Here is a 25,322-nt window from a genome sequence, read left to right as displayed (position 1 = left end):
CCAGGACCGTACGGCCCGAGAAACCCATTCGTCCAAGACGAAGTTATAGGCATAATGATAATCTGAGCTTATGGATCTGGATGTGGATCTGCGTGATCTCGAGCTGCTGGACGCCCTGGCGGACAGCGGCACCCTGACGGCCGCCGCCGAACGTCTCTACGTGAGCCAGCCCGCCCTGAGTCAGCGCCTCACCAAGCTGGAGGAGAGGCTGGGCGTACGGCTGTTCGAGCGGCAGGGGCGCAGGCTGGTGCCGAATCCCGCGGGGCGGCGCATGCTGGTCGCCTCACGCCAGGTCCTGACCGAGCTGCGCGCCGCCGCGCGCGATGTGCGGGAGATCCGCGACGGTCGCGACCGGCGGGTGCGCTTCACCGCGCAGTGCAGCACCACGTTTCAGTGGTTGCCCCCCGTCATCCGCGGCTTCCGGGAGCAGCAGCCGGACGCCGAGGTGCGCATCGAGTCGGTCCCCGGTGACGAGCCCATCTCCGCTCTGGTCGAGGACCTGGTCGATGTCGCGTTGGTCACCAAGCTCGACCGTCAGATGGATCGCGTCCAGCTGACCCGCCTGTTCGAGGACGAGATGGTGGCCGTCGTCGCGGACCGACACCCCTGGGCGCATCGCCGCCATGTCACCGCGCGTGACTTCGACGACGCCCATCTCATCCTCTACGACATCTATGACCAGAACCGGATCCCTGCCACGCCCCTGCCCATCCCGCACGGCGCCCGGCCCGCCCGCGTCACCACGATGCCGGTCATCACCGACCTGCTGATCGAGATGGTCGCCGGTGGAGAGGGAGTGACCATCCTGCCCAGTTGGGTCGCCGCCCCCTACGTGACCTCGCACCACATCAGCCTGGTGCAGGTCGGGACCAGGCCGCAGACCCGGGTCTGGTACTGCGCCACCCGCCCCGGCACCCAGCCGCCGCACGTCGCGGCCTTCGTCCGGGAGCTGACCCGCCGGCTTCGCCAGGACACACCCGACCACCCCGAGCACGCACTGACGCAGGCCTGAACGGCCCGAGGCCGGCGTACGGACGGGGGCCTGATCAGGTCCAGTCCGATGACTTCCTCGAAGCTGTCCGCCAGAGCCTCCATGCGCGGATGGGACCGCCAAGCTATCGGTCCGACGAGCCGCGCCCCGGGGATTCCCCGCGGGCGCGAACACGTCATCCGGGGCGCCTCGTGGTCGGTCGATCCGGTGGCGAGCCGGTCAGGCGGCCGCGCCGCTGATCCGGAACGGCAGCGCGGCGACGTTCGACGCCACGCCCAGCTCGCGCAGGTCACGGGCGTCGACCCGGCCGTCGCCCGTGACGTCCTTGACCACGTCAGGGGCGTCGTCGAGCACGCCGTTGCCGTCGAGGTCCTTCACGACCGCAACGGTTACCACGCTGTCGACGTCCTTGCCGAACAGCGCCTTGCCGACCAGCCAGGAGTCCCAGATCCTGGTCCCGCTCTGGTCCCGCTGGGCCACCCCGGTGACGTTGAACAGGTTCGCCAGGTTGGTGCCGGGCCCGGAGAAGCCTGTCGTGGTGGAGAGCAGTACGACAAGGCCCGGCAGCTTGTCGTCCTTGCCGGGCCCGAACGTGCCGGTGCCGCCTTGGGGGCCGGTGACCTGGGGCCCGCTCCACCCCGCAGCCTTGAGGCCGTCGCGGTAGTGGACGGACAGCTCCATCGTCCAGGCCGCTCCCTCCACCCCGGTCGACGCGCCGGCCCTCGGCGACTGGATACGTACGTCGGCGCGCTGCTCGGACCCGGACGCGGTGTCCGCGAGCGTGGGAACCGCTGACACCACGGTCATCGAGACTGCCGCCCCGAGCACTGCTGCCCAAACACCTCTACGCATGTCGTCTCCTCCGTCGGTTGCTGATGTCACTGATGACGGGAGGGGGTACGGAGCCACCGCGCGTCGCGTTCACGTGAAAGTTCAACGAAAATGGATGAACGCCGCAGCGATCCGTTCCGTATGCCCCGGGGAGTGAGAGGAGGACGCGTGCGGCTGGATGACGAGGCCACGTTGCGGGCGGTCTACGACGATCACGGAGGCGAACTGTTCGCCTTCGCCAGGCGGTCGTTGGGCGACCCTGGGTTGGCCGAGGACGCGGTGCAGGAGACCTTCGTCCGCGCCTGGCGTACCGCGGCCCGGTACGACCACCGGCAGTCGTCCCCGCGCACCTGGCTCTTCGCGATCTGCAGGAATGTGGTGATCGATCTCATGCGGGCGCGGTCCGCGCGGCCGCAGCTCTCGGCCGAGCAGGGGGAGGACCTGCCGTCGGGCAACGACCTGGAGGGGCTGCTGCTCGGCATGCAGGTCGAGGAGGCGCTGCGGCGCCTGTCGCCGGAGCAGCGGCACATCCTGGTGGAGGTCCATCTGCGTGACCGGGCGCCCGCTGAGCTCGCCGCCGAACTGCGTATTCCTCCAGGTACGGTGCGAAGCAGGGTGTTCTACGCGCTCAAGGCGCTTCGCCTGGTCATGGAGGAGATGGGGTGGGACGGTGATTAGCTGCCGCGACTATCAGCCTCTTCTTGGGATGCACGCGCTCGGCCGCCTGCCGGAAACCGAGACCATCGCGCTGCTCGCGCACGCCGACGGCTGCCCCGGCTGCCGGGCCGAGCTGGACGGGCTGCGTGCGGTGGCCGGTGCGCTCGGCCACGCCGACCCCGCCCGCGTCTCCCCGCCGCCCGCGCCGCCGCCCTGGCTGCGCGAGAGCGTACTGACCGCCGTCGGCACCCGGCACGTGCACAGGCGCCGGCGCCGGCTGGCCTGGGCCGGAGGGCTCGTGGCGGCCGCGGTCGCGGTGGTGACGCTGCTTTCCGGGCTTTCTGGGGTGTTCAACACGGACAGGCCCACCGTGGCGTACGGTTCCGGCGGTATGCGGGTCTCGGCCGAGCTGGACGTACGCCCGTGGGGCACGGCCGTGGACCTGTCGGTCAGCGGCCTGACCACCGGCCAGCGCTATCTGGTCTGGCTGGAAAACCGCGACGGCAGCCGGATCCCGGCGGGGAGCTTCACCGCGAGGGGGATGGGTCTGACCATGGAGTTGTCGGCAGCCGTGCAGGATGACGAGGCGGTCGCGCTCGGCCTGAGCACCGTACCCGGCGGCCCGGCCGTGCTCCGCGCACCGATCAGCCGTTGACGACCCGCGCGGAGCGTTCGTCGAACCAGGTTGCCACCCACCTACGCGATCATCAGGAGTTCCCCAGCGCGGCGGCCCTGGCGGCCATGGTCGTGGAGGCGGCAGGGTGATGGAGTTGGCCGCCTTGTTGACGGGCGCCACGAGCTTGGCACTGTACGCCACGCTGTCGACCGTGCCGGTGTGACGACAGACTTCTGCTGCAACGGGACTCCTGGACTTGATCGACCTTCTTCGCCGATCGTTGATCTACCCGGAGTCCCGTTTCCTGGTTCAAGCCCCATTGACCAGCAGCGGCAGAGCCAAACGCAATGGCGTTGACGCCAAGATCACCCTACTGACCGCATGCTCTGTCACCAGCGCATTCGTGCCAGACCTGTTGACGTTGCCTCAGAATCCGATGGCTTCGCGGAGCAGGAGGACGGTGCCGCGTCCGGGGTGGAATTCCGCGTTGAGGATGAGGAGGCGGTTGATGGCGCTGGGCCACCCGTGGACTGCCTGGGTGCGGGCGTTTTCCAGTGGAAGGCAGTGGTCTTCGACGCGGCGTAGCGCGGTGGGCAGGTCGGGTACCACCTTCTGCGCTCCGACGATCCAGATCGCGCGGGCGGCACCGCCGGCGTATCCGGGAAGCTGGCTTCCGCTGCCCGAGGCGACCACGAGGGAGCCGGTTTCGGTGACCGCGTGGACGCTGCCTACGATGACGTCGGGGGTGGACATCAGCCGCCGGATCTCGTCATGTTCAGTGACGCGGTCCATGGCCAGGGCGCGTGGCTTGACGGCGTCGTATCGTCCGCTGGTGTTGATGTCGGCCTCGATGCCGGACAGGCGGAGGGTTTCGCTGGCCCCGGTGAATACGCTGGCACCCTCGGGTACCAGATCCTTGATGCGGGTACGAGCGGCGGCGACGTCGTCGAGGATCTCGACGGTGAACCCGCGCGCGGTCAGCGCACTGGCCGCCCGCTCCAGGTGCTTCGTGGGCGCCGGGTCGGCGAACCGGGTTGCCTGCATCGGAGTGGTCACGGTGCCTCCTGGGCTGGTCGTTTCGTCTCACCAGCTCGACAACGCAGCCCTCAGGAATGTTAGGTGCCGTGCCGGCCTCACATTCCGGTGCGCTGTCTTGTCGAACCCGTGAGAGCAGATGCGACAGAGGGAGCCGCCGACACCATGACCAACCGATCTGGGCCAGGGGATGGCCGACCTGGTCCAGGCCTGGATGCGGTCACGAGCGAGCGGGGCCGGCTGATCAATCTCACCTACCGGCTCCTTGGATCCCTGGCCGAGGCCGAGGATGCCGTGCAGGAGACCTACGCCCGCTGGTATGCGATGTCCGCACAGCAGCAGGACGCCATCGAGTCGCCCGGCGCCTGGCTGACGAAGGTCGCCGGCCGCATCTGCCTCAACATGCTCGGCTCGGCACGGGCCCGGCGAGAGACCTACGTGGGTGAATGGATCCCCGAGCCGTTGCCCGAACCCGGTGAGTGGATCGATGGGCGGCCGGGCGGCACCACCGTCGACCCGGCCGACCGGGTCACCCTGGATGAGTCGGTCAGTATGGCCTTCCTGGTCGTGCTGGAATCGATGACCCCGGCCGAGCGCGTCGCGTTCGTCCTGCACGATGTCTTCCGATACTCCTTCGCCGAGGTGGGCGAGATCGTCGGCCGTACCCCGGTGGCGTGCCGCCAGCTGGCCTTCTCGGCCCGCCGTCGCGTTCGCGCGTCACAGCCTTCCCCGGCACCGGCAGCCCCGCAGGCCCGCATCGTCAGGGACTTCAAGCAGGCCTGGGAAGCCAAGGACATCGACGCCCTGATCGGCCTGCTCGACCCCGATGCCATGGTCATCGGCGATGGTGGCGGCCTCGTCGTGCGGCGCCAGCGGGTTGAGGGCGGCGAGCAGGTCGCCCGCGCCTGCGTCGATCTGGCTGCCCGGGCACCCGGTCTGACGATCCTGGAGCGCGCCGTCAACAGCCAGCCCGGCCTGGTCGCCCAGAAAGACGGCACCACCGCGGCGGTGCTGGCCTTCGATATCGCGGGCGGCCGCATCAAGCGCATCTGGGCAATTTTCAACCCCGAGAAACTCCGGCTTTGGACGACGGGCTGACGCGCGCCTCCATCCCACCGGTCCGCTGACGGCCGCTGCCACCGGGGGCCGTGGTGAGGCTGATCAGGGTCACTCGCGACGCCCGACGCCGGGCCCGCGACAGGGACCGTCGCCAGGGGAACTGGTTGCGGCCAGATTTCTTGAACTTCGGCCGATTCCGAAGTTGGCACGGCAGCCGCGGGCCTGACATTCCGGGGCGCTGTCTTGTCGTACTAGTGAGAAGCCGAGATTCCGCACGAATGGAAGGGATGAGTAGCGATGCCTACGCAACGCGAGGTTGACGAAGCCGAGATCAGGCAGCAAGCCGACAAGATCGTCGAAGCGCTCCGAGCCAAGGATCTCGACGGCCTGAAGCGGCTTTACACAACGGATGTCGTGTCCTTCGACGTCGAGCCGCCGCTGCAGCATGTAGGGGTGGAGGCGAAATTGAAGAACTGGGCGAAGGTGTTCACGTTCTTCCAGGATGTGAACTATGAGGTTCGCGACCTGACACTCACCGTGGGCGACGAAGTAGCGTTCGGGCACGGCTTCGGCCGGCTCAGCGGCACGCTGAAGAACGGGACGGCGACGAGCGGCATGTGGGTCCGGGCCACCTTCTGCTTCCGGAAGATCGACGGCAATTGGTTGATCGCGCACGACCAGGTTTCCGTGCCCTTCGATGTGGCGAGCGGCAAAGGCGTGGCCGACCTCGAGCCCTGACGAGTCGTAGGAGTGACGTCGCGGGTTGAACCACTGACCTGGTTCCGCAGGCCGGTGACGCCCCGGTCCGTGCTGACCGGAGCGTCACCGGCCGAGCAGGTCCAGGCGATGCGGCTGGCGATCGTCGTCAGCCAGGCGCTGGACGTCCTGCTGTTGCCGGCACAAGGCGTAGCAGCGGTAGGTCTCTCGGGCGACCTCCTCAGCGTCGACCCGCGAGCTGATGGAGCCGTGGACGTGGAGGCGTGTGGCGGGCCGGGCACAGGGGCAGCGATGCCGTGGGGCGGGCCGTGGACTCCTCTGGGCTAGGCCGGTCGCCGGTCAGCGCAGGGCATCGACGGGCTCCATCCGGGCGGCACGCAAGGCCGGATACAGTCCGGCCAAAAGCCCGACCAGCGCGCCGGCCGCAGGGGCGGCCAGAGCCAGACGCATGTCAAGCACCGGAGTCCACTGGCGGACGGCCGCCACCACGACGACGGCGACGGTGCCCAGACTGGCGCCGATGACTCCGCCGGTCAGGCCGATCAGGCTGGACTCCAGCAGGAACTGGGCGGCTATGTGGCGACGGGCGGCCCCCAGGGCTCGGCGCAGACCGATCTCAGCGACGCGCTCCATGACGGTGACCAGGGTGACGTTGGCGATCCCGACCGCGCCCACGATCAGGGAGACCAAACCGAGGATGAGGAACAGGCCGTTGACGTCGTCCTGGGCGCCGTCACGGGCGCGTTTGGGACTGGGCGGGGCGATCACCTGAAGCTCGCCGGTGTGGTTGGGGCTGAGGGCGAGAGGGGCCTGGCGGGCGATCAGCTCGGCGGCGCCCAGCTGGGTGGCGACCAGGACACGGGTGACGTTCTTCAGGCCGAAGTCGGGGCCGAGGGTGGGCGGCACCAGGACCGCGCTGGCGAGGATCTGCTCGCGCTGCAGGCCGCCGATGATGCCGATGACGGTATAGGCGCGGTCGTTGATGAACACCGCCGGCGCGTGGTCCAGCCGGGTGATGCCGAGCATGGCAGCGGCCTGCTCGCCCAGCACGACGACGCGGTCGCCGCGGGTGAGGTGGCCCGCGTCGTAGAAGCGGCCGGTCAGCAGTCTGCCGCGGGTGGTGGCCGGCAGGTCCGGGGTGGCCGCGACGACGGCGAGCGTCTGCCCGGCCACCTGGGTCGGGTCGAGCAGGTTGTTGGCGGTCACCACGAGGTTGGAGCTCTTGTCGCTCTGTGCCAGAGCGGTGGCCGAGAGCACGCCGCGAAGCCGCCGCAGGTCCGCGGCGGCCTCCCACGACACCAGGGCCTGGCGGCTGTTCTGCGGCACCTCGACGGTGACGCTGGTGGCCAGCAGTTCGTCGAAGCGGCCGACGATCTGGTTGCCGGCGGTCGCGGCGATGCCCATGGTGACCACCAGCGTGGTGATCCCCAGAACGGTGCCCAGGGTGGTCAGGGCCGATCGGACGGGACGGGCCAGCATCCCGGCGAGGGATTCAGCCCACAGATCGCGGATGTGCATGCTCACCCCTGCTCGGTCAGGATGCCGTCACCGATGCGCACCCGGCGCTTGGCGCGGGCGCTGACCCCGTCTTCGTGGGTGATCACCAGGATGGTCAGACCCTGGGAACGCAGCCCGTCGAACAGGTCGAGGACGGCCTCGGTGTTGCGGCTGTCGAGGTTGCCGGTGGGTTCGTCGCACAGCAACAGGGACGGCCGGGCCATCAGGGCACGGGCTATGGCCACCCGCTGGCGTTCGCCGCCCGACAACTGGCCCGGCCGGAAACCGGTGCGGTGTCCCATACCCACCTGCTCCAGCGCTTGCTCAGCGCGGGCCAGGCGGCCGCGATGCGGGTGCCGTCCGTAGACCTCGGCGAGCATCACATTCTCGGCCACCGTCCGGTGGGAGAGCAGGTGGAAGGACTGGAAGACGAACCCGATGCGCGCGCCGCGCAGCCGGGTTCGCGCGCCGTCGCGCAGGGTGGTGGTCTCGATGCCATCCAGCCGGTACGAGCCCGAGCTCGGCCGGTCCAGCAGCCCGAGAATGTTGAGCAGCGTGGACTTGCCGGACCCGGACGGGCCGATGATGGCCAGATAGTCGCCGTGGTCGACGCGCAGGGTGACATCGTCCAGCGCACGCACCGGCGGGTCGGCGGGGAAGTCCCGGCAGACGCCGGTCAGTTCGATCACGGGCTCAGGCATCGCTCACCACGACCCGGTCGCCTTCCTTGACCGCGCCGGCCTGCACGGGCGTGATCTCCACATTTCCGTCGGCGGTCAGCCCGGTGCGCACCTCGACCTCGCGGGTCCTGTCGCCGTCGAGCGCCAGCCGTACCCGGGGGCGGCCGTCGGCGGAGGTGACGACGGCGGCGACCGGCACGCTCAGCACTTCCCCTTCAGTCGAGCCGACGGAGATCCGCACCGTCAGCGACGAGCCGACCAGCGCCTTCAACCCCTTGGCGGTGTCGGGAGTGAGCAGGATCGGCACCGAGCCGGTGTCGGGCGTGTCCTGCTTCTCGTCCTTCTTGTTGTCCTGCGAGGTGACGCGGGCGGCCTCCCCGGTGGCGGCGAGCCTGGCCGGCAGCAAGGTGCCGTCGAGGGTTTCCATGGTGGCACTCTGGTTCCGACGCAGCAGCTTGGCCTCCTTGGCCTCCACCGAACCGGTGATCGCGAAGGCGGAGCTCGTCACGGTGGCGACCTTGGACTGGATGGTGTCGCCGGGCTTGACCTCGACCTTGTCGACACGGGCCGGCAGCGTCGGGAGGAAGACGACCTCGCCCGCCGGGAGGCTTACGCCGTAAGTCTTGAGGAACTCGGCCAGCATGTCGCGGGCGTCGGCCAGACCGGCGGCGCTGTTGCTGACCTTCATCCGCAGCGGGGAGACCTCCCGGGCCCTGCGCAGGCTCTGCTTGGCAGTGGCCTCGGCTTCCTTCGCGGTGCGCACCGCCTTGCGCAGCTCCTCCAGCCGCTTGTCCTGCTCATCGCGGACTTGATCGAAGTAGTCGTCCACGGCCTTGCGGGCCTCGTACAGGGCCTGCCGGGCGTTGGCGAGCTTCATCTCCAGCAGGCGGGTGTCCGTCGAGCGGGACGGTGTGGGAGTGGGCAGCGGTGATTCAGATGGTGGCGGGGTGCCGGGCGGCGGCGGGGTGTTGTTGTTCTGCTCCCTGGCCTCGTTCAGGTCCTTCTCCGCCGCGAGCACTGCTTCCTCGGCGGTGCGCACAGCCTGCCGTAGGCTGGTCAGCTTTGCGGCCTGATCGGGGGTCATGTCCTGCCGCAGCGCGTCCCGCAGCGCCTGCTCGGCCGAGCGCAGGTCGCGGCGGGCGTTGTCGAGGCGCAGCTTGAGCGGCTGGACATCGAGGCCCTCATCCAGCGCCTTGCGGGCCTCGGCCAGCTCCGCCTGCCTGTTGCGCACGGTCTCGCGGTAGGTCTGCAGGTTCTTACGCGCCTCCATGTCAGGCTCCTGGGCCTGGTAGCCACGCTTGGCGTACCAGCGTTTCACCGCGGTGACGGTGGCCTGGTCGAAGACGCCCGAGACAGGCACCCGCACGCCCTTGCGGCGCAGTGCGCGCTGCAGTTGGCGGACGTCGTCGCCTTCGGTGCCCGGCACCAGCGGCCGGTACATCGGCAGCCGCCCGCGAAAGACGAACACCGGCCGCCCGTTGACCTGCATCAGCACGTCACCCTCACGGATCGGGCCGGTTTGGGGCGCCTTGGTGACGCGCTGGGGTGTGCCGCCACCTCCGCCCGTACCGCCGTCTCCACCCGTGGCGCCGGTCACGCCGACCGTGCCGGCCAGCGTGACCGGCAGCGGGGAGCCGTAGGTGAGCGTGCCGTTCACGGTGACGGTGCTGGTGAGCTTCCGTCTTTCGACCAGTACGGTGACCAGGGACGGCTTCGGCGGGCGGCGCGAGGCCAACTGGTCGGCGGGGGAGCGCAGATCCGCACCCACCGCCCAGCCGATGCCGGCGAGCGCCACCACTGCGGCCACGACACCGGCCAGTACCTTGTTCCTCGAGACACCCGACCTGGCTGTGCCTGAACCGCCGGGCTCCGCAGCCGGCTCGCCTGCGGACGCCCTGAACTTGCGCATGCTGAACTCGCTTCGATGGAATGGAGTGAGGGATGGAGCGGCGGGCCCTCAGGGGCTATTCCTCGACGGCCATGGCCATGCCCATGCCCCCGAACACTCCGGCCTGGTCGTAGACGGTGTTCAGCTTGGGCCGGTAGGCGGCGTAGAAATCCTTGCCGCACTCCAGGTCGTCCAGCGCGGCCTTGATCTCGCGCGCCAGGAGAGGGCGGGCCTGCTCGGGCGTGGGCTTCTCGCCGAGCTTGCTCAGCTCCTGCCGGAACGGCTCCTCGGTGCTGTTGGCGATCTCGGCGGGTTGCTGGGAGGTGACCCTGAAGCCCTTGCCCTTGAGACAGTCGGCGAACTGGCCGGCCAGCTCCACCAGGTGGGCGTCGCCGTTCAGCTCGCGGTTGATCGCCTGCTTCATCATCTCGGACTGGGCCTTCGCCGCCTCCTGCATGGAGGTCATCTTGCGGCCGGTGGCCTTGTTGAGCATCTGCAGCATGCACGCGTCCATCCCGGCGAAATAGGCTTCCCGCTGCGCCTTCGACAGCCCGGCGATGACCTTCGAATTCGGGTCGTCGCCCGCGCCCTCAACAGTCCGGGCGACCATGCGCCCGCCCGGGTCGTTCGGGTAGACGATCGAAGCGGCCCAGCCGAAGCCGTACTTGCTCCGGTGCTTCTTCATGGCCTCGTAGTCGCCGGACATCTCCTTCTTCTGCTCTTCTGGGATGTCCGGGGCGGAGACGATCGGGTGGTAGGTGAAACCCTTGCCCTTCATGCAGGTGGCGAGCTGGGCCTGGTTCTGGCGCTGCTTGTTCTGGGGATCCACGGAAGGAGCCGCCGATGGCTGCGCCTGACCGGTCGAACCGCAGCCGGTCATAGCGGCCAGCAGCGCCGCGCCGGCCACCGCGGTTGCGAGCGATCTGTGGGAGTGAATCACGGAGGCCTCTCGTAGGTACAAAGGGATGAGCGGGGCAGCACGAAGCAACACCGCGGCGCAACCCGTGCAGTCAGGCTCGCTCGTCGGGGTTGGTCTCGCGGTACTGGGCCGCGAGCCGGTTCAATTTCCCGTGGGCCTGCTGAAGCGAACCTGAACGCACCTGAAGCCCGGTACACGGATCAAGGGCAGCGAGCGACCGCGTCCGTCGTCACTGCGGGATTGCCTCTGTCTGTCCACGCAAAAAGGTGGCAGGGCTTCAGAGCGGGGAGAGCTGGGGCTGCCGGATCGGCCTGACCGCGGTAAACCTCGATCGGCCGCTTCATGGCGATGCCTCGCGCGGGCGCTGGGTTCGGGACGGGCAGCGAGGAAACTTGCGAACGCGATCGACTTGAACGCGGGTCCGTTGTCGGTGACCGCCGCGACCGACCAGATCTGTCCGCTGGCCGGGTCGGTCACGACATTGATCAGCGGACGGCCCAGCAACGCGGTGACCTCACCGAGGGCCAGCCGAAGCGCGGCTATGGTGTCGGCCTTCCGAGTAGTGGTCAGATGCAAGCCGAACTCATATTTGGCAGTGGTAGTCGGCGCAGCCGGCGATCCGCCAGGTTCCGCCCGAACTGGTCTGCCAGACCTGGTTCGGGCCTGTCGGGATCTGAGCGAATACTGCGCGCCGCTCCGCCGCCCAGGCCCCCTGTTCCGCTTCAAAATTCATCGCATAGGGCTTGCCGAGTCCATGCACTGGTTCTCCGACCAGTGGATGCACTGGGGACACTGGCACGCGGTGTTCGTCATGTCGGCGGTGGCAGCGCGGATGCTAGGTGATGCGGCCCTGGAGGCCGTCCACCTGAACTACCTGTCCTGGGCCCTGAGTATCTGCGAGAACCGCAAAGCCAGAGGCCGAGCAGGCCGCGCTGGCGTAGGTCAGCGACCAGCCCATCTGCCGGACGTCCCCGGCCTTAGCCGCCAGATCCAGCACCCCGGCTCAGCAGGCTCTGGTGGAGGCCCACGAGCTGTACGCGGCGGCGGAGGAGACGGCGCTGATGGAGGCTACCCAGGCTGAGCTGGAGGACCTCGACCGGAGCGGCACGCTGCTGCACACCCGGCCGACGGTCACGCGGACCGCCCAGCCGTAGGCCTGGCACCTGGGACACACAACCGGCCGTCCGTCGGGTGGGTGGCCACCTGTTCGACGGACGGCAATGAAGCGCTGGGCGGCGGGCGGGATGGTGTTGTCGGATCCGGCGATCAGGAACCAGGAGGGAATGCTCTTCCAGGCGGGAGCGCCGCTGGGGCCTTGCAGACCGGCGACGCTCGCCGGACGCTGGGTGGCGTGCACCGGAGCGGACGCGCGCAGCGAGGAGAGCGGCAGCGGCAGTACCCCTTACGGCGCCGGGTCGATGGCAACCGAGGCGCAGGCCAGGCCGCGTCCGGCCAGGATCTGGGTGAGCAGCCCGCCGAAGGAGTGGCCGATGACGACCAGCTGGCGCTCCAGCTTCCCGAATGTTGGCGAAATGGTCGGCGACCTGACCCACGGTCTTGTCGGCGAAGACCTCGGGGTGTGCCTTGGCCTCGGCGAACACCGCGGCCCACAGGTCCCAGCCGGACGGCAGCAGCCACAGGCCGTGCACGAACAGCGCGGGGATGCGGCCGCTGGCGTTGGCCTGCTCGATCTGGGCGACGCGGCCGACCAGGCCCTGCCGCGACCCTGCCGTCCCTGGCCAGCCGGCCGAGCGTGGAATAGACCTGGCCGAAGGGCAGCGGTTTGCCCCGGCCGAAGTATGTGTCGTAGCCGCGTTTGAGGTCGTATCCATGGCTTGGCGCACGGCCGAGCAGGGCAAGGGGAACACTCGTGCCGGGGACTATCTACTGAGGGTATATATGCGCTGTATAAGGAGCTTGAGCAGGTCGGGGCGGGTGGTGAACGGCGGCTCGCCTGTAAGCCGGCCGGCGTAAACGCCTCCTGTGGTGACCTGCTATTCGACCCGCGCGCCTGACCGGTGAGGCCAGTTCACTGCGGTGCAGTGATATGACCAGGTTGTCCGCCTGCTGTTCTATGGTGGCGGCCATGGTCGATATCGAGGTGCGCAGCCGGATGCCTGGCGGGTCCGGCGATGACGTGCCGGCGGTGCTGGTGCAGCTGGCCGACGATCGCACGACAGTGCGGGAGCTGATTCGGCGCACGGTCGTGGAACAGATCTGGGAGCTGCGCGTCGACGCGGCGCGCTGCCGGCGGATCCTCGACCGCCAGTACCTGTCCGACGACGATCTCCGGATGCAGGCCAGCACCGGTGCGATCAGGATGTCGCCGCAGGTGTCGGCGGACTTGGATGTGACTGCGGAGGTGGCCCGGGCGCATCGGGCCTTCGCTCGAGGCACGTTCGTGGTTTTCGTCGGCGGGCGGCAGGTCGTCGACCTGGACGAGGAGGTCGCGCTGCGGCTCGGTGAGCCGGTCGTGTTCGTGCGGCTGGTCGCCCTGGCGGGAGGCTGACTGCGGTGGAGCGATCGGTACCAGAGATCTACATCGACGTCGTCTGCGAACAGCGCGAGGCACTGTGGCGGCTGGTGGACCGGGCGCGGGTCGCGGCGAAGGCCGGCGACCTGGTGGTCCTGCGGGACACCGCCGAGGAGATCCGGCTCCGGATCAAGCGGGGCGACGATCAGACGATCGGCAACCTGGCACCTCACGTGGGCGACATCGTCGAGGAGCTTGACGAGCTCTACGACGCCAGCTTCCGGGTCGACCGGCCGGACGACATAAGCGGCCTGCTGGCAGCGCCGTGGCCGACGGCTCGCCGGAAAGCCCTGCTCGCTGCGTTTCTCGGGTGCGACGTCCGGCACCGGCTGCTGCTGGACGAGGTGGCGGAGAGGGCCATCGCCGCCGCCGATATCCATCTGCTGCGGCTGCTCGTCTTCACCCCGCTGGGGACCCTGCACCGGGAGACCGTGGCGCAGATTCTCGACACGCTGCACCGGGCCGGCGCCCTGGACGCCACCGTGGTCGAACGGGCCATCGCTGACGACGGCTACCTCGGCTACGCCATCATCGGCCAATCGCCGACCGGCGATATGACCGGTCCGCCGTTGGCCTGCGCGGACGCCGTACGGAAATACGTGGACGCGCTGACCTGGCGGCTCGTCTCCGCACCAGCCCCGGCCGACTGGGACGAGTTGCCTAAGGTGCTGGTACCGCGCGGCTTGCGGTTCGTTCGGGTGGCGCTGACCTGGCACGGCGACCAGCGCGTTGCCGACCACCTCGGCGTGGCGGAACTGACAAACGCGGAACGCGGCGCCCTGCTCGACCTACTGCGGGACCGGCCGGGGGAGGAGCAGCGCCAAGCGTTCGGATGGCGGCTGCGCGCGGGTGACGCCGACGCGCTGCTACCGCTGTTCGGCCTGGAACGCGCCGCGCCGTTGCTGCGCCTGATCCGGGCGATGCCAGTTCACGAAGCCACCCGCCAGGACCGGGCCGTCCTCCTCGCCGCGATCGAGGACGCCGGCGAGGACGCCGCTCGGCGCCTGTTGGAACTCGAACCGAACGAGCTGGTCTCCGCGGTCATGGGGTGGAACCGTGCCCAGGTGGTAAAGCGCGTCAAGCACAACGCGCTGCAGGGCATCGCCGCGTTCGGGATGCTGCCCCTCGCTCCGGACGAGACAGTCCTCGACCGCTACCTGGCGTTGCGCGACTCCGCGAAGAAGGGCGCCAAGCTCGGCCCCAACCGCAGGCACAGCCACGCGGCCGCGATCACGATCGCCCTCGACCACCTGGCGCAGGTAGCCGGCGTTCCAGATGCGAGCCGCCTCGAATGGGACTGCGAGGCGCGCATCGCCACCGAGACCCCTACGAAGGCCGACGTCGGCCACTACCGGATCGCGTTGCGGTTCGACGGCGCTGACCCGACGATGACGGTCAGCAGGGCAGGCAAAGCGCTGAAGTCGGTGCCGGCCGCCGTCCGCACCGACCCTGGCTACCAGGACCTGCGTGAGCACCAGGAGCGACTGCGAGACCAGGCTCGCCGGATGCGAGCCGGGCTGGTGGAACGGCTGGTCGCCACCACCGGGACGCTGGCACCGGACGAACTGGCCCGACTGCTGTCGCTGCCTGCCGGTGCGGCGATGCTGCGCGTGCTGCTCTGGCGTGACCAGGCGGGCGTGATCGATCTGCTCGAGCAGATCGACACCACTGGCCCGATCGCCGCCGTCCACCCCGTCGAACTGCACGAACGGGGAGTGCTCGCCGACTGGCAGGCAGAGATCGTGCGGCGTCGCCTCCGGCAGCCGGTCAAGCAGGCGTTTCGGGAGCTGTATGTGCTCACCCAGGCGGAACGCGAGGCCGGTGATGTGTCGCGGCGGTTCGCCGGACAGACGGTCAACGGCAAGGTGGCGGGCCAGTTGCTGTCCGGCCGGGGCTGGTTCACCCACGGCAAGTACGACGACCACCAGGCGACCCGCGCCGTCGGCGACAGTCACATCGCGGCGCTGCGCTGCGACTTCCACGGCTACTTCGGGATGGGGAACGTCCTGGTCGGCGAGATCCACTTCCTGACCGGCGGCTACCGTGACCTGGGCCGCTACGGCGCCCCGACCGGCACGGGCAACGTCGTCGGCACACCAGTGCCGCTGGTCGACGTGCCGCCGGTGGCGTTCTCCGAGGTCATGCGAGACCTGGACCTTATGGTGTCGGTCGCCGGCATCGAGCCGGAGACGTACCTGTCGCCGGCGCAGGCGGCAAGCCGGGCGGAGGTACTCACAGCGCTCATCGCCGACCTGGGGCTGGCCCGGGTCACCGTCGAGGGGCACTCGGCCGTGGTACGCGGCACCCGGGCGACCTACCGGGTTCATCTGACCAGCGGTAGCATCCACGTCGACCCGGGCGGCTACCTTTGTGTGGTGCCCGCCTCGTTCGGCGCTAGTGCGCACCGGCGGCTATTCCTGCCGTTCGCCGACGAGGACCAGATGACGAGCATCATTCTGAGCAAGGTGCTCCTGCTCGCTGAGGACGAGAAGATCAGCGACCCGTCGATCCTGACTCAGCTCGATTCCCTCACCGGCAAGGCCGCCACCTGACGTGGCCCAGCAGGGAAAACCCGTCTACTCGGGAGTGGACCTGCATCGGAACCGGAACGTATCCCCAAGCACCCGAACAGCCCGCGTTCAGCACCCACACTGACCCCGCCGAACCGCCTTAGCGTACGCAATGCTCCATAGCGGTGCTCTAGCGCCGTTCTCCCGCCGCCAGTCGCATATGGACTCGCCTCGCCCATGTCACCTCCGCGATTAAGGGAATCGACTCCAGGAGATATGTGTCGATCTCTGAAGACTTCATGAACCAAAGTTCAGGGTGGTTCGCAGTCGAGGTCACCGCTGCTAACCCAGCGGACCGTGTCGCCGACGGCCAGAAAGGCGTGGCAGACTTGCCGGACTTCTTTGGCGCCCGAGTGGTCGCCCGCTCGTTCCCGTACCCGGTGTCGGCTTCAGCGCAGGATCGCGGCGGCGAGGGTCTTGTGGATCCAGCGTTCCCACTCATCGGGCGTCCACCCGCGTGCGTCGGTGAGCAAGAGGTAGACCTCGAAGCTGACCAGGGTGAAGATGACGTCGGCCGCCTCCTCGGTCGACAGGTCCGAGTGCAGGGCCTGCTTGTCGGCGAGTTGCCGCGCGAGGGTGTGGTGGGCGAGGAAGCGCTGGTTCTGATTGGTCTCCCACTGCGCGGCCATCTCGGCATCGGCGCCGGCGGCGTCGCGGACGATCTTCATGATCGGCGCCACCCGGCCGAAGATGACGCGACTGTTGGCCAGCCAGATCGCCAACGCCCGGCGGCCGTCTGGTTCGTTGCGTACCTGCTCCACCCAAGGCCGGTCCAGCATCGGTATCGGCTCGTCGTCGCCGACCGCCAGCACGTCGATGATCTCTTTGAGAACTGTGGCCTTGTTGCCGAAGTGGAAGTACACCGTCTGCACCGCGACCCCGGCCGCGGCGGCGATCTGATCCAGGGTGGTCGAGGCGTACCCCTGCCGCAGGAACAGCTCCCGCGCAGCGTCGGTGATCCGTCTCCGGGTAGCACGCGCCTGAGCGGCTCGGCGGGTGCCCTTTCCGGTCGTGCTCTTGACAGGATCGCTCATTCGCTGGAGCTTACTCTAGAGAACATTCGCTAGAGACTGCTCTAGTGAGATCCTTCGGAGGTGCCCATGGGCGCGACACTCAACGGCTTCCACCACGTCAAACTCCCGGTAACGGACGTGGAACGCAGCCGAGACTGGTACGAGCGCGTTCTAGGCCTGCGCGTCGTCATCGAGTTCGTCGAGGACGGCAAGCTCATGGGTGTCGCCCTGCGTGATGCGAACAACGTCGTCGATGTGGCCCTGCGTCAAGATTCGGTACGTGCTGCCGCGATGGCTGGATTCGACCCGATGGCCTTGTGCGTACCCACCCTGCGTGACCTGAAGGCCTGGCAGCAGCGACTGGACGACCTGGCCGAGCCGCACGGCGGCATCGTCACAGGGCACGCCGGCCAGGTGCTGGTCGGCCTGCACGATCCCGACGGCATCGAGATCCGCTTCTACCACCCAGCCCAGGACGAACCCGAGGATGCCCGATGAGCTTCGACCCCACCGGGTATTTGCTCACCCCTGCCGACGGCCCGCACCTGTGGTTCCTGGACACCCGGATGACCGTGAAGGCCGGCGCGGACCAGACCGGCAGCGCCTTCACCCTCATCGAGTGGTCCGCCCCCGTCGGTTTCGGGCCACCTCAGCACATCCACGACCGCGAGGACGAGGCGTTCTACATCCTCGAGGGAAAGACCACTGCGGCGACCACCACTGGACCGCCGGACCCGACCCCACCCCGCCCGACATCCCCCGCCTGATCGAGGCCGGCCAGCGCCACGGCCACCAGATCCTCGGCCCGCCTCCCACCTGACCCGACACACCGACAAAGAGCATGGAGCGGGCGCAGGGCGCCGACCACCCCAAGACCCAGGCCACTCGGAACGACCCCGCCTACTGGTCCGATGTCCTGTCTCATTGAAGCTGGCGCGTGGACATGTGGCCGCCTGATCGATCAGCTGGCGTGGCCTTCCTCGTGGCCGCCAGATAGATGACCGCGGCCGAGAAGATCAGCAGTGCCGTCCAGTCGTTGAGGCGCAGGCCAAGGATGTGGTGACTGAGATCGATGCGCAACCACTCGATCCAGGTACGGCCGGCGGTGTAGGCCGCGGCGTAGAGCGCGAACGTCCGGCCACGGTCGAGCCGGAACCGCCGCTCGGCCCAGATGACGAACCCTGCCACGCCCAGGTTCCACAGCGACTCGTAGAGGAACGTCGGATGGTAGGTGGCCGTGGACTCCAGGCCGGGCGGCCGGTGGGCGGGGTCGATCTCCAGTGCCCACGGCAAGGTGGTCGGCCTGCCGTACAGCTCCTGGTTGAACCAGTTGCCCCAGCGGGCGATCGCCTGCCCGAACGCGATCCCGGGAGCGACGGCGTCGGCGAAGTCGCGCAGCGCGATGCCGCGTCGCCGGCAGGTCAGCCACACGCCAAGCGCGCCGCCCGCGAGGGCGCCGAAGATGCTGATCCCGCCCTCCCAGATCGCGAAGGCCCGCAGCGGCTGTCGGCCGGGTCCGAAGTACAGTTCCCAGTCGGTGGCCACGTGGTAGAGCCGGGCGCCGACCAGGCCGAACGGCACGGCCCAGGTGGCGATGTCGTCCACCGCGCCGGGATCGCCTCCGCGGGCGGCCCAACGGCGCCGCGTCACCCAGACGCCGACGAGGACGGCGAGGACCATCAGAAGGGCGTAGGCACGGATCGGGATCGGGCCCAGATGCCAGACGGCTTGGGACGGGCTGGGGATTGCGGTCACGCCGTCGAGTCTGGTTTCGGTACGGCTGCGCCCGCATCGAGCGGTGCGCCGATTATGCGATCAGTCGACTGGTTGATGCCGATCCGGCAGAAGGCTGAATATCGTCAGCGGTATGGAGTCCTGGGAGCGGTCGCGGCGTCGGTGGCAGCACGCCTTTTTCGTCTCGTGGCTGGTGCTGACCTCCGCAGGACCCGTGATGGAGGGAGGCCGGTTCCTCCCGGTGGTGTTGGTGGCCGGGCTGGCCGCCTGGTATGCGGTGTGGTTCGTGCTGCGCACGCCGCCCTCGGGTGACGTGCCCGTGCCGTACGTGCTGGGCGGCGGGTTGCTCTGGCTGGGGCTGTTCGCCGTCGATTCCTCCTTCCTGGTGGTCGGGTTGAGCGTGCTCGTGCCGTACTGCATGGACGCCGTGCGGGTCGGGCTGGTCGCGGTGGTGTCGTGCGCCGGGGGCTGGCTGTGGCACCGATACCACACGACCGGGTCGATCACCTGGACCGAGATCGCCATCAGCGCACTGATCGCGATCAGCGCGGCCACCGCTGTCGGATACTTCAATTCCGTGGCACAGCAGAGCGCCGAGCGCAAGCGGCTCATCGACCAGCTGCAGGCCGCGCAGGAAGCGCGGGCGGCGGCCGAACGGCAGGCGGGAGTGGCGGCCGAGCGGCAGCGGCTTGCCCGGGACATCCACGACAGCCTCACCCAGGGGTTCGCCAGCGTGGTGATGTTGCTGGAGGCAGCGCAGGCGACCCTGCCGGACAACAAGCACCTCAGCCAGGCCTTACGGGCGGCCCGGGAGAACCTGGCTGAAAGTCGCCGCGTGGTGCGAGCGCTGCGCCCCGGCGACCTCGACGAATGCGGCCTGCCAGAGGCTCTGCGGCGGCTGTCCGGCCGGCTGTCCGACGAGACCGGCATCGAGGCGCACAGCGTGATCACCGGCACGCTCCGGCCGCTGGAAGCCCAAGTCCAGGCAGAGCTGCTGCGCGTGGCGCAGGAGGCGGTCGCCAACGCACGCCGCCATGCCAGTGCCGAGCAGGTTACGCTGACCCTGTCGTACATGGAGGACCTGGTCGTGCTGGATGTCCACGACGACGGCGGCGGTTTCGATCCCGAGCGGGCCGCCTCCGGACATGGTCTGTCGATCATGCGGGAACGGATGGAGCAGCTCGGCGGCACACTGCTCGTGGAAAGTGCTCCCGGCGCGGGCGCCACGGTCGTGGCCAGCCTCCCGGCAGCGGCGCTGAGCGGGGCGCGATGACCGTCCGGGTCCTGATCGCCGACGACCATCCGGTGGTCCGTGACGGCATCCGGGCGATGCTCGGCACCCAGGACGACCTGGAGGTGGTCGGCGAGGCGGTTTCCGGCACAGACGCGGTACGGCTGGCGCACGACCTGCGGCCCGACGTCACCCTGATGGACCTGCAGCTGCCCGAGATCGACGGCGCGACGGCGATCAACCGGATCCGCGAACACGACCCCAGCGCCAAGGTGATCGTCCTTACCACTTACGACACCGACAGCGACATCTCGCGTGCCATCGACGCGGGAGCCATCGGCTACCTGCTCAAGGACACCCGCCGTGAGCAGCTGTTCGACGCGATCCGGGCGGCGGCGCGAGGAGAGAGTGCGCTGTCGCCGACGATCGCCACCCGGGTGTTGTCGTGGGCGCGTGCCGATGCGCCTGACGCCCTCAGCGGTCGGGAGATCGAGGTCCTCTGCGCTGTCGCCCAGGGGATGAGCAACAAGGCCATCGCCGCCCACCTGTGCATCAGTGAGGCCACGGTCAAGACCCACCTCCTGCACATCTTCGCCAAGCTCGGCGTCGACGACCGGACCGCCGCCGTGACGGTCGCCGCTTCCCGCGGGATCATCCGTCTCGGCGGCCAGATGATTGATTCCAGGGGTTGAGGTGCGCTGATCGTCTGCAGACAGGGGGCGAGCGGCGGCTCTGTCCACGAGTCGTTCAACGCCTATACCAAGGTCCGGGTACCCGCGCGGGTTCGAGGACTGCTGGAAGAAGCGGGCGCCGCGCGGCCTGCCGTACATGTAGGCCGGGGCACGGTGACTGTGTGTGGTCGCCGGGGGCGTGGCCGCTGAACCTGGACAGCCTCAGCGGTTCCGGACGAAGCCCGCGAGGACGTCGCGCCTGCGCTGGAGGTCGCCGATGTGCTCGTTCATGGCCTCGAGCTCGCCGTTCAGGATGTCCCAGAGCTCGGCGCACCACTCGAAGTCGGGGCGCTCGCCGCGTACGCACGGCAGTACCACGCGGATCACCTCGGTCGACAGGCCCGCCTTCAGCAGCGCGCGCACCTGGCGCACGGTGACCACGGCGTCGTCGTCATAGAAGCGGTAGCCGTTCGTGCCGCGATGGGCCTGCAGCACGCCCTGCGCCTCGTAGTACCGCAGCAGTCGCGTGCTGACCCCTGTGTGCCGGGACAACTCGCCGATCAGCATGTGCTCGCTCCACTACCCGCTTGACCTTGCCATCAATGTCAACCCTTAACTTCGCCCGCAGGACGCACATTCCGTACTGCTGGGAGTGAGATATGTCTTCGTTCGTTGTGCAGCGTGACGGCCGGGTCGCCGAGGCCGAGGACCTGGCGCCGCTCGCGTTCGCCGGGTATGCCCACTTCACCGCCATGCAGGTGCGTGGCGACCGGATCCGGGGCCTGGACCTGCACCTGGGTGGGAAATGTCCTCTATCGGGACACCGTGATCCGACAGCAGCGAGACAAAGCTGTGCCGTAGCTCCCGTTGAGCCCTGACCTGTCAAGCACCTTGCGGACATCCATGCGCACGTTGAGGGGCAGTCATCGATCCGCCCGTGCTGGTTGAGAACACCAGCTCGCTTCGCCTCTGCAAAGCGAAAACTCTCGTGATCCACCCCACCTCAGGGACGGACCACCAGAGCTTTATGCTGGAGCGACCCTGGGGTCCAGCAGGTGCGCGCCGAACCCGACGGCCGTACGGTGGCGATCTGGCCGGCCAACGCCACAGTGATCGGCGCCACGGACTGGGGCCGACACGACGCTCGTGGGGCCGATCACGACAACGCGCTTGACCTGCGGCTGCCCTGTCTTACCTTCCCAACCGGTCCTGTGGCGCCGAACCCAGCCCGGCGTCACGCGCTCGCGCCACGGCCGCCGCCCGGTCAGCGACGTGCAGCTTGGCGAAGATGTTCGACACGTTGTTGCGCACGGTCTTCTCCGTCACCCCGATGCGCAGCGCGATGGTCCTGTTGTCCGCGCCCGTCGCCATGAGCGCGAGGATGTCGCGCTCGCGGCCGGTGAGGTTGGGGAAGGGCGTCACGGTGGCGCCGGCGCCGACCGCGAAGAACTGGGTCAGGCGCGCGGCGACCGCGGAACCGAAGATCACCTCTCCCGCCGCGACCACGAGGATCGAGCGCAGGATGGTCTCGGGTTCTGCGCCCTTGAGGACGTAACCTCGTGCGCCCGCGCGCATCGCCGCGAATATCGAGGCGTCCTCCTCCACCATCGTCAGCACCAGCACGGCGACCTCGGGCAGCGCGGTGACGATCCTGCGGGTCGCGTCGACGCCGTTGAGACCGGGCATCCGCAGGTCCATGACGACCACGTCGGGGCGCTGCTCGAGCGTGACGGCGACGGCCTCGTCGCCATCGGCGGCCACCCCGGCCAGCTCGGTCTCGGCCGAGTCGCAGATGAGCGACCGCAGCCCCTCCCGGAACAGCGGATGGTCATCGGCCACGACGACTCGTACCGTCACAGCGCCTCCTCGAACAGTGGGAACTCCGCGCGCACGAGCGTTCCGCACGGGTCACGCCGGCTCACCACGCACAGGCCGCCGAGCTCCGCGGCGCGCTCCCGCATCGAGTTCAGACCGATGCCCGCGCGGTATCCGTCCGGCAGCCCGGCGCCGCCGTCGGCGATCGACAGCTCCAGGCGGCTGTTCACCGTGAGCTGGACCGACACCGGCGTTCCCGGCGCGTGGCGCGCCGCGTTGGTCAGGGCTTCGACGGCGATGCGGTAGGCGGCCACCTCCACCGCGGCGGGCAGCGCGGGGAGCGCCTCGGGGACGTCGATGCTCGCCGCGCCCAGCCGTACCGCCTGTTCCCGTACGGCCCCGGCCAGGCCCAGCTCGTCGAGGATCGGCGGCCGCAGGTCGTAGACGAGGCGGCGGATGTCGTCGACCGCCGATTCGGTGGCTTCGCGGAGCCTGGCCAGCAAATCCGCGACAGACCCGTCCGGCGGGGTCGCCCGGCGTACCGTGTCGATGCCCAGAGCGATGCCGGCGAGCGTGGGGCCGAGCCCGTCGTGCAGGTCGCGGCGCAGCCGCCGCCTCTCCTCTTCGCGCGTCGTCACCAGGCGCTGCCGCGAGGACTGCAGCGCCTGGGTCAGCACGACCGCGCGGGCCGCCACGGCCACCTGCTTGGTCAGGTCCGCCAGCAGCCGCCGCTCGTCGGCCGAGAAGTCGCCGCCGCTGCGGGTCTGCAGCATCAGGTGGCCGATCGTCTCGCCGGCGAAGGGCAGCGGCAGCGCCTGCGTCTGGCCGGGAAGCGCGCGGCCGTGACGGCACAGCACCTCGCCGCCCGCCTCGATCGCGACGTACGGCAGGCGAAGGGCTTCGGCGACCGTACGGACGGCGGCCGGGAGGATGTCCTCGGGCGCCCCGGCCGCGTCCAGCCGGTCGCCGAGCCGGGCGAACGCGGCCGCCGGATCGTCCCGGAGCCCGTAGACGAGCTGGTTGATCCGGCGTTGCACCAGGTCACGCAGCGGCAGCACGGCCAGGGCGGCCATGACCGCGGCGACGACCTGCGGCACGAGCCCGCCGAAGGCCAGGCCGAGTGAGACGGCCGCGACGAGGTAGACCGCGACGAGCGCCAGGCTCAGGAACCCGTACACCAGCGCCCGGTTGAGCACCGCGCGGGTGTCGAACAGCCCGTGCCGCGCGATGCCGATCCACGCCGCGGCTCCGACCGCGATCGCCGCGAGGTTCTCCAGGACGGCGATGGGTGCCGTGTCCCCGGAGGTGAATCCCGCGACCACGCATGCGAGGTAGGAGGCGGGGACGACGAACGACACCCGCGCGGCCGTGCGCAGGGCGGGTGCGTACGGGCCGGTGTCGCGCCGGGCGAAGCGCCAAAGCGAGACGCAGGCCAGCAGACTGAGTGGGCCGACGAGCAGGATGCTGATCACCAGCCCGTCCGCGCCGGGCACCGCGATGGGGTTGTAGAGCCCCTGCACCTCCACCGAGTCCGGCGAGAGCAGCGCCCACACCAGCAGCACGAGCAGGTCGACGGCGAAGGCCAGCCCGAGCACCCGCCAGCGCCGCGTGTCCAGGCGGCGGTCGGGGAAGAGCAGGATCCCGAAGGTCGCCATCACCGGGACGCTGAGCAGGCTGAACGGGGTCTGCGCCAGATAGATCCAGGATGCGGCGTCGACCCTGCCGACGTGCGCCCCGACGTCGGCGGCGGCGGTGAGCGCGGCCGCGACCGGCGCCGCCGTACCGGAGAGGAGGAATATCCAGCCAGTACGGCTGCGCGGCCGCGTGCGCAGGATCGCCGCGCCGACGAAGGCGACCGCCACGTACACCAACGAGGTTATTGAGATCAGGATCGACAGCCAGCTCAGCCGGCCGGTGCCGATCAAAGCCGCGCCGGCGGCAGCGAAGAGCACGGCCAGCGTCACCGTGACCGAGACGACGGATCTGAGTTTGGAAGCCATCAGCGTCGATTGTGGGCCAACGGCGGGCCGCTGGGGAGTCGCATCCTGATCGGAGATCATGGGGTCTGGGCCGCCACGGGCTCGGCCGCGACCTTGCCCGCCGGCAGGTCCCACAGCTCGTTCGGAGTGCGCAGGACCGCGGCTGCCACGGCCACGGCGCTGACCAGCAGGAACACGCCGGCGATCGAGTCGAGGACCGGACTGATCGCGTGCCCGACGACGTGCCCGACCGGGTAAGCGACGAACAGCGCGGCGACCCAGGGCGCGACCGCCCGCGAGCGCCACAGCCCGACGCCGAGAACGATCATGCCAATCGCGTGCCCGAGGACGAAGACGCCCACGAGCGTGCCGTACACCGGATCGCCGTTGATCCTTTCGATCAGCGCCGCCGCGCCTGCCTGGTCGGCGAGTTGGGAGCCCTGGTAGAGCGCGATCTGCCCCGCGCCGATGCTCATGGCGCCGGCGATCCAGCCGAGCGCCGACAGCCCACCGCCGACGAAGGCCAGGCGCGGCGCGCCCCGGCGGGCGAGGCGGGCAGCATAGATCACGGCGGGGACCATCAAGATCACGGGAAGGAGGACAAGGTTCGACAGCATCCCGAGAGCGGAATGGTGCGCGTAGTCCTGGAGCTGGGCCGCGATCGGGGCGTTCTCGTCGGTGATCTCGATCGGGATGGCGATGGCCAACGATCCGACGATCAGCGAGACTGCGCCCGCGACGCGGGAGGCGGTGCGAATGTCCATGGGGTGTCTCCTGCGGAGGTGACTGTGTCGTTGCCGCTCTCACAGTCGTCGTCCTCGATCCCGGGCAGCAGAGCCCGAGGTCCCGGAACATGCGGGATTCTCGCCTCACACGGCGGTTCCCA

The 25,322-nt window shown here is 69.3% G+C and carries 25 protein-coding genes; 13 read left to right on the top strand and 12 right to left on the bottom strand.

Going from position 1 to position 25,322, the window contains the following annotated elements; translation table 11 throughout:
* The first annotated feature begins 70 nt into the window (after positions 1-70).
* Positions 71-1,012, top strand: a complete 942-nt coding sequence (locus KIK09_RS35160; RefSeq protein WP_214323757.1) for a LysR family transcriptional regulator — start codon at positions 71-73, stop codon at positions 1,010-1,012.
* Between the two features lie 198 nt (positions 1,013-1,210).
* Here the strand turns inward: KIK09_RS35160 and KIK09_RS35155 are convergent, their stop codons facing one another.
* Complete coding sequence (locus KIK09_RS35155; protein WP_214323756.1) at positions 1,211-1,843, bottom strand: hypothetical protein; 633 nt, start codon at positions 1,841-1,843, stop codon at positions 1,211-1,213.
* Positions 1,844-1,990: 147 nt separating this feature from the next.
* Here KIK09_RS35155 and KIK09_RS35150 point away from each other — a divergent pair, with 147 nt between their 5' ends.
* Together KIK09_RS35150 and KIK09_RS35145 are read left to right on the top strand one after the other, a co-directional pair.
* On the top strand, positions 1,991-2,500 hold the full coding sequence (locus KIK09_RS35150; RefSeq protein WP_214323755.1) for a sigma-70 family RNA polymerase sigma factor: 510 nt from the start codon (positions 1,991-1,993) through the stop codon (positions 2,498-2,500).
* Positions 2,493-3,134, top strand: coding sequence for a zf-HC2 domain-containing protein (locus KIK09_RS35145; RefSeq protein ID WP_308164480.1), 642 nt, complete (start codon positions 2,493-2,495; stop codon positions 3,132-3,134). The genes KIK09_RS35150 and KIK09_RS35145 overlap by 8 nt, the downstream gene beginning before the upstream one ends.
* Before the next feature lie 387 nt (positions 3,135-3,521).
* Here the strand turns inward: KIK09_RS35145 and KIK09_RS35140 are convergent, their stop codons facing one another.
* Positions 3,522-4,151, bottom strand: coding sequence for an LUD domain-containing protein (locus tag KIK09_RS35140; RefSeq protein WP_214323753.1), 630 nt, complete (start codon positions 4,149-4,151; stop codon positions 3,522-3,524).
* Positions 4,152-4,295: 144 nt separating this feature from the next.
* On the opposite strand from KIK09_RS35140, the gene sigJ reads away from it, so the two are divergent.
* The 3 genes from sigJ (at position 4,296) to KIK09_RS35125 (ending at position 6,233) form a co-directional block, all read left to right on the top strand.
* On the top strand, positions 4,296-5,228 hold the full coding sequence (gene sigJ / locus KIK09_RS35135; RefSeq protein ID WP_214323752.1) for an RNA polymerase sigma factor SigJ: 933 nt from the start codon (positions 4,296-4,298) through the stop codon (positions 5,226-5,228).
* A 258-nt stretch (positions 5,229-5,486) separates the two neighbouring features.
* Entirely contained in the window at positions 5,487-5,927 is a 441-nt protein-coding gene (locus tag KIK09_RS35130) for a YybH family protein (RefSeq protein ID WP_214323751.1), read from the top strand.
* A gap of 12 nt (positions 5,928-5,939) precedes the next feature.
* Positions 5,940-6,233 carry a hypothetical protein gene (locus KIK09_RS35125; protein ID WP_214323750.1) on the top strand — a complete coding sequence of 98 codons (294 nt, stop codon included), beginning with the start codon at positions 5,940-5,942 and terminating at the stop codon, positions 6,231-6,233.
* Between the two features lie 12 nt (positions 6,234-6,245).
* On the opposite strand, the gene KIK09_RS35120 is transcribed toward KIK09_RS35125, so the two are convergent.
* The 4 genes from KIK09_RS35120 to KIK09_RS35105 are packed head-to-tail and all read right to left on the bottom strand — an operon-like array spanning position 6,246 to position 10,911.
* Positions 6,246-7,424 (bottom strand): ABC transporter permease, encoded by a 1,179-nt coding sequence (locus tag KIK09_RS35120; RefSeq protein ID WP_214323749.1) that lies wholly within the window; start codon positions 7,422-7,424, stop codon positions 6,246-6,248.
* Between the two features lie 2 nt (positions 7,425-7,426).
* Positions 7,427-8,104, bottom strand: a complete 678-nt coding sequence (locus tag KIK09_RS35115; RefSeq protein WP_214323748.1) for an ABC transporter ATP-binding protein — start codon at positions 8,102-8,104, stop codon at positions 7,427-7,429.
* Positions 8,097-9,992, bottom strand: a complete 1,896-nt coding sequence (locus KIK09_RS35110) for a peptidoglycan-binding protein (protein ID WP_214323747.1) — start codon at positions 9,990-9,992, stop codon at positions 8,097-8,099. Before KIK09_RS35110 ends, KIK09_RS35115 begins: the two co-directional genes overlap by 8 nt.
* 55 nt (positions 9,993-10,047) lie before the next feature.
* The gene (locus tag KIK09_RS35105; RefSeq protein ID WP_214323746.1) at positions 10,048-10,911 is read right to left on the bottom strand and encodes a hypothetical protein; all 864 of its coding nucleotides are present in this window, start codon (positions 10,909-10,911) and stop codon (positions 10,048-10,050) included.
* 995 nt (positions 10,912-11,906) lie between these two features.
* Between KIK09_RS35105 and KIK09_RS35100 the strand changes: the two genes are divergently transcribed.
* The 3 genes from KIK09_RS35100 to KIK09_RS60215 all read left to right on the top strand — a co-directional run bounded on the left by KIK09_RS35100 (position 11,907) and on the right by KIK09_RS60215 (position 15,975).
* The gene (locus KIK09_RS35100; protein ID WP_214323745.1) at positions 11,907-12,044 is read left to right on the top strand and encodes a hypothetical protein; all 138 of its coding nucleotides are present in this window, start codon (positions 11,907-11,909) and stop codon (positions 12,042-12,044) included.
* Positions 12,045-12,976: 932 nt separating this feature from the next.
* Positions 12,977-13,399, top strand: coding sequence for a hypothetical protein (locus KIK09_RS35095; RefSeq protein WP_214323744.1), 423 nt, complete (start codon positions 12,977-12,979; stop codon positions 13,397-13,399).
* A 5-nt stretch (positions 13,400-13,404) separates the two neighbouring features.
* Positions 13,405-15,975, top strand: a complete 2,571-nt coding sequence (locus KIK09_RS60215; protein WP_214323743.1) for a DUF4132 domain-containing protein — start codon at positions 13,405-13,407, stop codon at positions 15,973-15,975.
* Positions 15,976-16,382: 407 nt separating this feature from the next.
* On the opposite strand, the gene KIK09_RS35085 is transcribed toward KIK09_RS60215, so the two are convergent.
* A complete protein-coding gene (locus KIK09_RS35085; RefSeq protein ID WP_214323742.1) occupies positions 16,383-17,027 on the bottom strand; it encodes a TetR/AcrR family transcriptional regulator in 645 nt (214 codons plus the stop codon).
* Between the two features lie 66 nt (positions 17,028-17,093).
* Between KIK09_RS35085 and KIK09_RS35080 the strand changes: the two genes are divergently transcribed.
* Positions 17,094-17,504: a VOC family protein gene (locus KIK09_RS35080; protein ID WP_214323741.1), complete on the top strand. Its 411-nt coding sequence runs from the start codon at positions 17,094-17,096 to the stop codon at positions 17,502-17,504.
* Positions 17,501-17,773, top strand: a complete 273-nt coding sequence (locus KIK09_RS35075) for a cupin domain-containing protein (RefSeq protein WP_214323740.1) — start codon at positions 17,501-17,503, stop codon at positions 17,771-17,773. The genes KIK09_RS35080 and KIK09_RS35075 overlap by 4 nt, the downstream gene beginning before the upstream one ends.
* 154 nt (positions 17,774-17,927) lie before the next feature.
* Here KIK09_RS35075 and lgt read toward each other — a convergent pair whose 3' ends face one another.
* Entirely contained in the window at positions 17,928-18,761 is an 834-nt protein-coding gene (gene lgt, locus KIK09_RS35070) for a prolipoprotein diacylglyceryl transferase (protein ID WP_214323739.1), read from the bottom strand.
* A 112-nt stretch (positions 18,762-18,873) separates the two neighbouring features.
* Between lgt and KIK09_RS35065 the strand changes: the two genes are divergently transcribed.
* Together KIK09_RS35065 and KIK09_RS35060 are read left to right on the top strand one after the other, a co-directional pair.
* Positions 18,874-20,013 carry a sensor histidine kinase gene (locus KIK09_RS35065; RefSeq protein WP_214323738.1) on the top strand — a complete coding sequence of 380 codons (1,140 nt, stop codon included), beginning with the start codon at positions 18,874-18,876 and terminating at the stop codon, positions 20,011-20,013.
* Positions 20,010-20,663 carry a response regulator gene (locus tag KIK09_RS35060; protein ID WP_214323737.1) on the top strand — a complete coding sequence of 218 codons (654 nt, stop codon included), beginning with the start codon at positions 20,010-20,012 and terminating at the stop codon, positions 20,661-20,663. The genes KIK09_RS35065 and KIK09_RS35060 overlap by 4 nt, the downstream gene beginning before the upstream one ends.
* 201 nt (positions 20,664-20,864) lie before the next feature.
* Here the strand turns inward: KIK09_RS35060 and KIK09_RS35055 are convergent, their stop codons facing one another.
* The 4 genes from KIK09_RS35055 to KIK09_RS35040 form a co-directional block, all read right to left on the bottom strand.
* Positions 20,865-21,209, bottom strand: coding sequence for a MerR family transcriptional regulator (locus tag KIK09_RS35055; protein ID WP_214323736.1), 345 nt, complete (start codon positions 21,207-21,209; stop codon positions 20,865-20,867).
* Between the two features lie 624 nt (positions 21,210-21,833).
* Positions 21,834-22,499 (bottom strand): response regulator transcription factor, encoded by a 666-nt coding sequence (locus tag KIK09_RS35050; RefSeq protein WP_214323735.1) that lies wholly within the window; start codon positions 22,497-22,499, stop codon positions 21,834-21,836.
* Entirely contained in the window at positions 22,496-24,457 is a 1,962-nt protein-coding gene (locus tag KIK09_RS35045; RefSeq protein WP_214323734.1) for a sensor histidine kinase, read from the bottom strand. The genes KIK09_RS35050 and KIK09_RS35045 overlap by 4 nt, the downstream gene beginning before the upstream one ends.
* 56 nt (positions 24,458-24,513) lie before the next feature.
* On the bottom strand, positions 24,514-25,200 hold the full coding sequence (locus KIK09_RS35040) for a hypothetical protein (RefSeq protein ID WP_214323733.1): 687 nt from the start codon (positions 25,198-25,200) through the stop codon (positions 24,514-24,516).
* Between the last annotated feature and the right edge of the window lie 122 nt (positions 25,201-25,322).

The sequence above is a fragment of the Nonomuraea sediminis genome (assembly GCF_018531495.1).
GTDB lineage: Bacteria > Actinomycetota > Actinomycetes > Streptosporangiales > Streptosporangiaceae > Nonomuraea > Nonomuraea sediminis.
Note: the sequence above shows the minus strand (reverse complement) of the source record. Positions and strands in the feature narration are given on the sequence as shown.

Coding starts and splice junctions, on each gene's coding strand:
- KIK09_RS35160 (WP_214323757.1), top strand. CDS start 71: ATGGATCTGGATGTGGATCTGCGTGATCTCGAGCTGCTGGACGCCCTG.
- KIK09_RS35155 (WP_214323756.1), bottom strand. CDS start 1,843: ATGCGTAGAGGTGTTTGGGCAGCAGTGCTCGGGGCGGCAGTCTCGATG.
- sigJ (WP_214323752.1), top strand. CDS start 4,296: ATGACCAACCGATCTGGGCCAGGGGATGGCCGACCTGGTCCAGGCCTG.
- KIK09_RS35130 (WP_214323751.1), top strand. CDS start 5,487: ATGCCTACGCAACGCGAGGTTGACGAAGCCGAGATCAGGCAGCAAGCC.
- KIK09_RS35120 (WP_214323749.1), bottom strand. CDS start 7,424: ATGCACATCCGCGATCTGTGGGCTGAATCCCTCGCCGGGATGCTGGCC.
- KIK09_RS35115 (WP_214323748.1), bottom strand. CDS start 8,104: ATGCCTGAGCCCGTGATCGAACTGACCGGCGTCTGCCGGGACTTCCCC.
- KIK09_RS35110 (WP_214323747.1), bottom strand. CDS start 9,992: ATGCGCAAGTTCAGGGCGTCCGCAGGCGAGCCGGCTGCGGAGCCCGGC.
- KIK09_RS35095 (WP_214323744.1), top strand. CDS start 12,977: ATGGTCGATATCGAGGTGCGCAGCCGGATGCCTGGCGGGTCCGGCGAT.
- KIK09_RS35085 (WP_214323742.1), bottom strand. CDS start 17,027: ATGAGCGATCCTGTCAAGAGCACGACCGGAAAGGGCACCCGCCGAGCC.
- KIK09_RS35080 (WP_214323741.1), top strand. CDS start 17,094: ATGGGCGCGACACTCAACGGCTTCCACCACGTCAAACTCCCGGTAACG.
- KIK09_RS35075 (WP_214323740.1), top strand. CDS start 17,501: ATGAGCTTCGACCCCACCGGGTATTTGCTCACCCCTGCCGACGGCCCG.
- KIK09_RS35065 (WP_214323738.1), top strand. CDS start 18,874: ATGGAGTCCTGGGAGCGGTCGCGGCGTCGGTGGCAGCACGCCTTTTTC.
- KIK09_RS35060 (WP_214323737.1), top strand. CDS start 20,010: ATGACCGTCCGGGTCCTGATCGCCGACGACCATCCGGTGGTCCGTGAC.
- KIK09_RS35055 (WP_214323736.1), bottom strand. CDS start 21,209: ATGCTGATCGGCGAGTTGTCCCGGCACACAGGGGTCAGCACGCGACTG.
- KIK09_RS35045 (WP_214323734.1), bottom strand. CDS start 24,457: ATGGCTTCCAAACTCAGATCCGTCGTCTCGGTCACGGTGACGCTGGCC.
- KIK09_RS35040 (WP_214323733.1), bottom strand. CDS start 25,200: ATGGACATTCGCACCGCCTCCCGCGTCGCGGGCGCAGTCTCGCTGATC.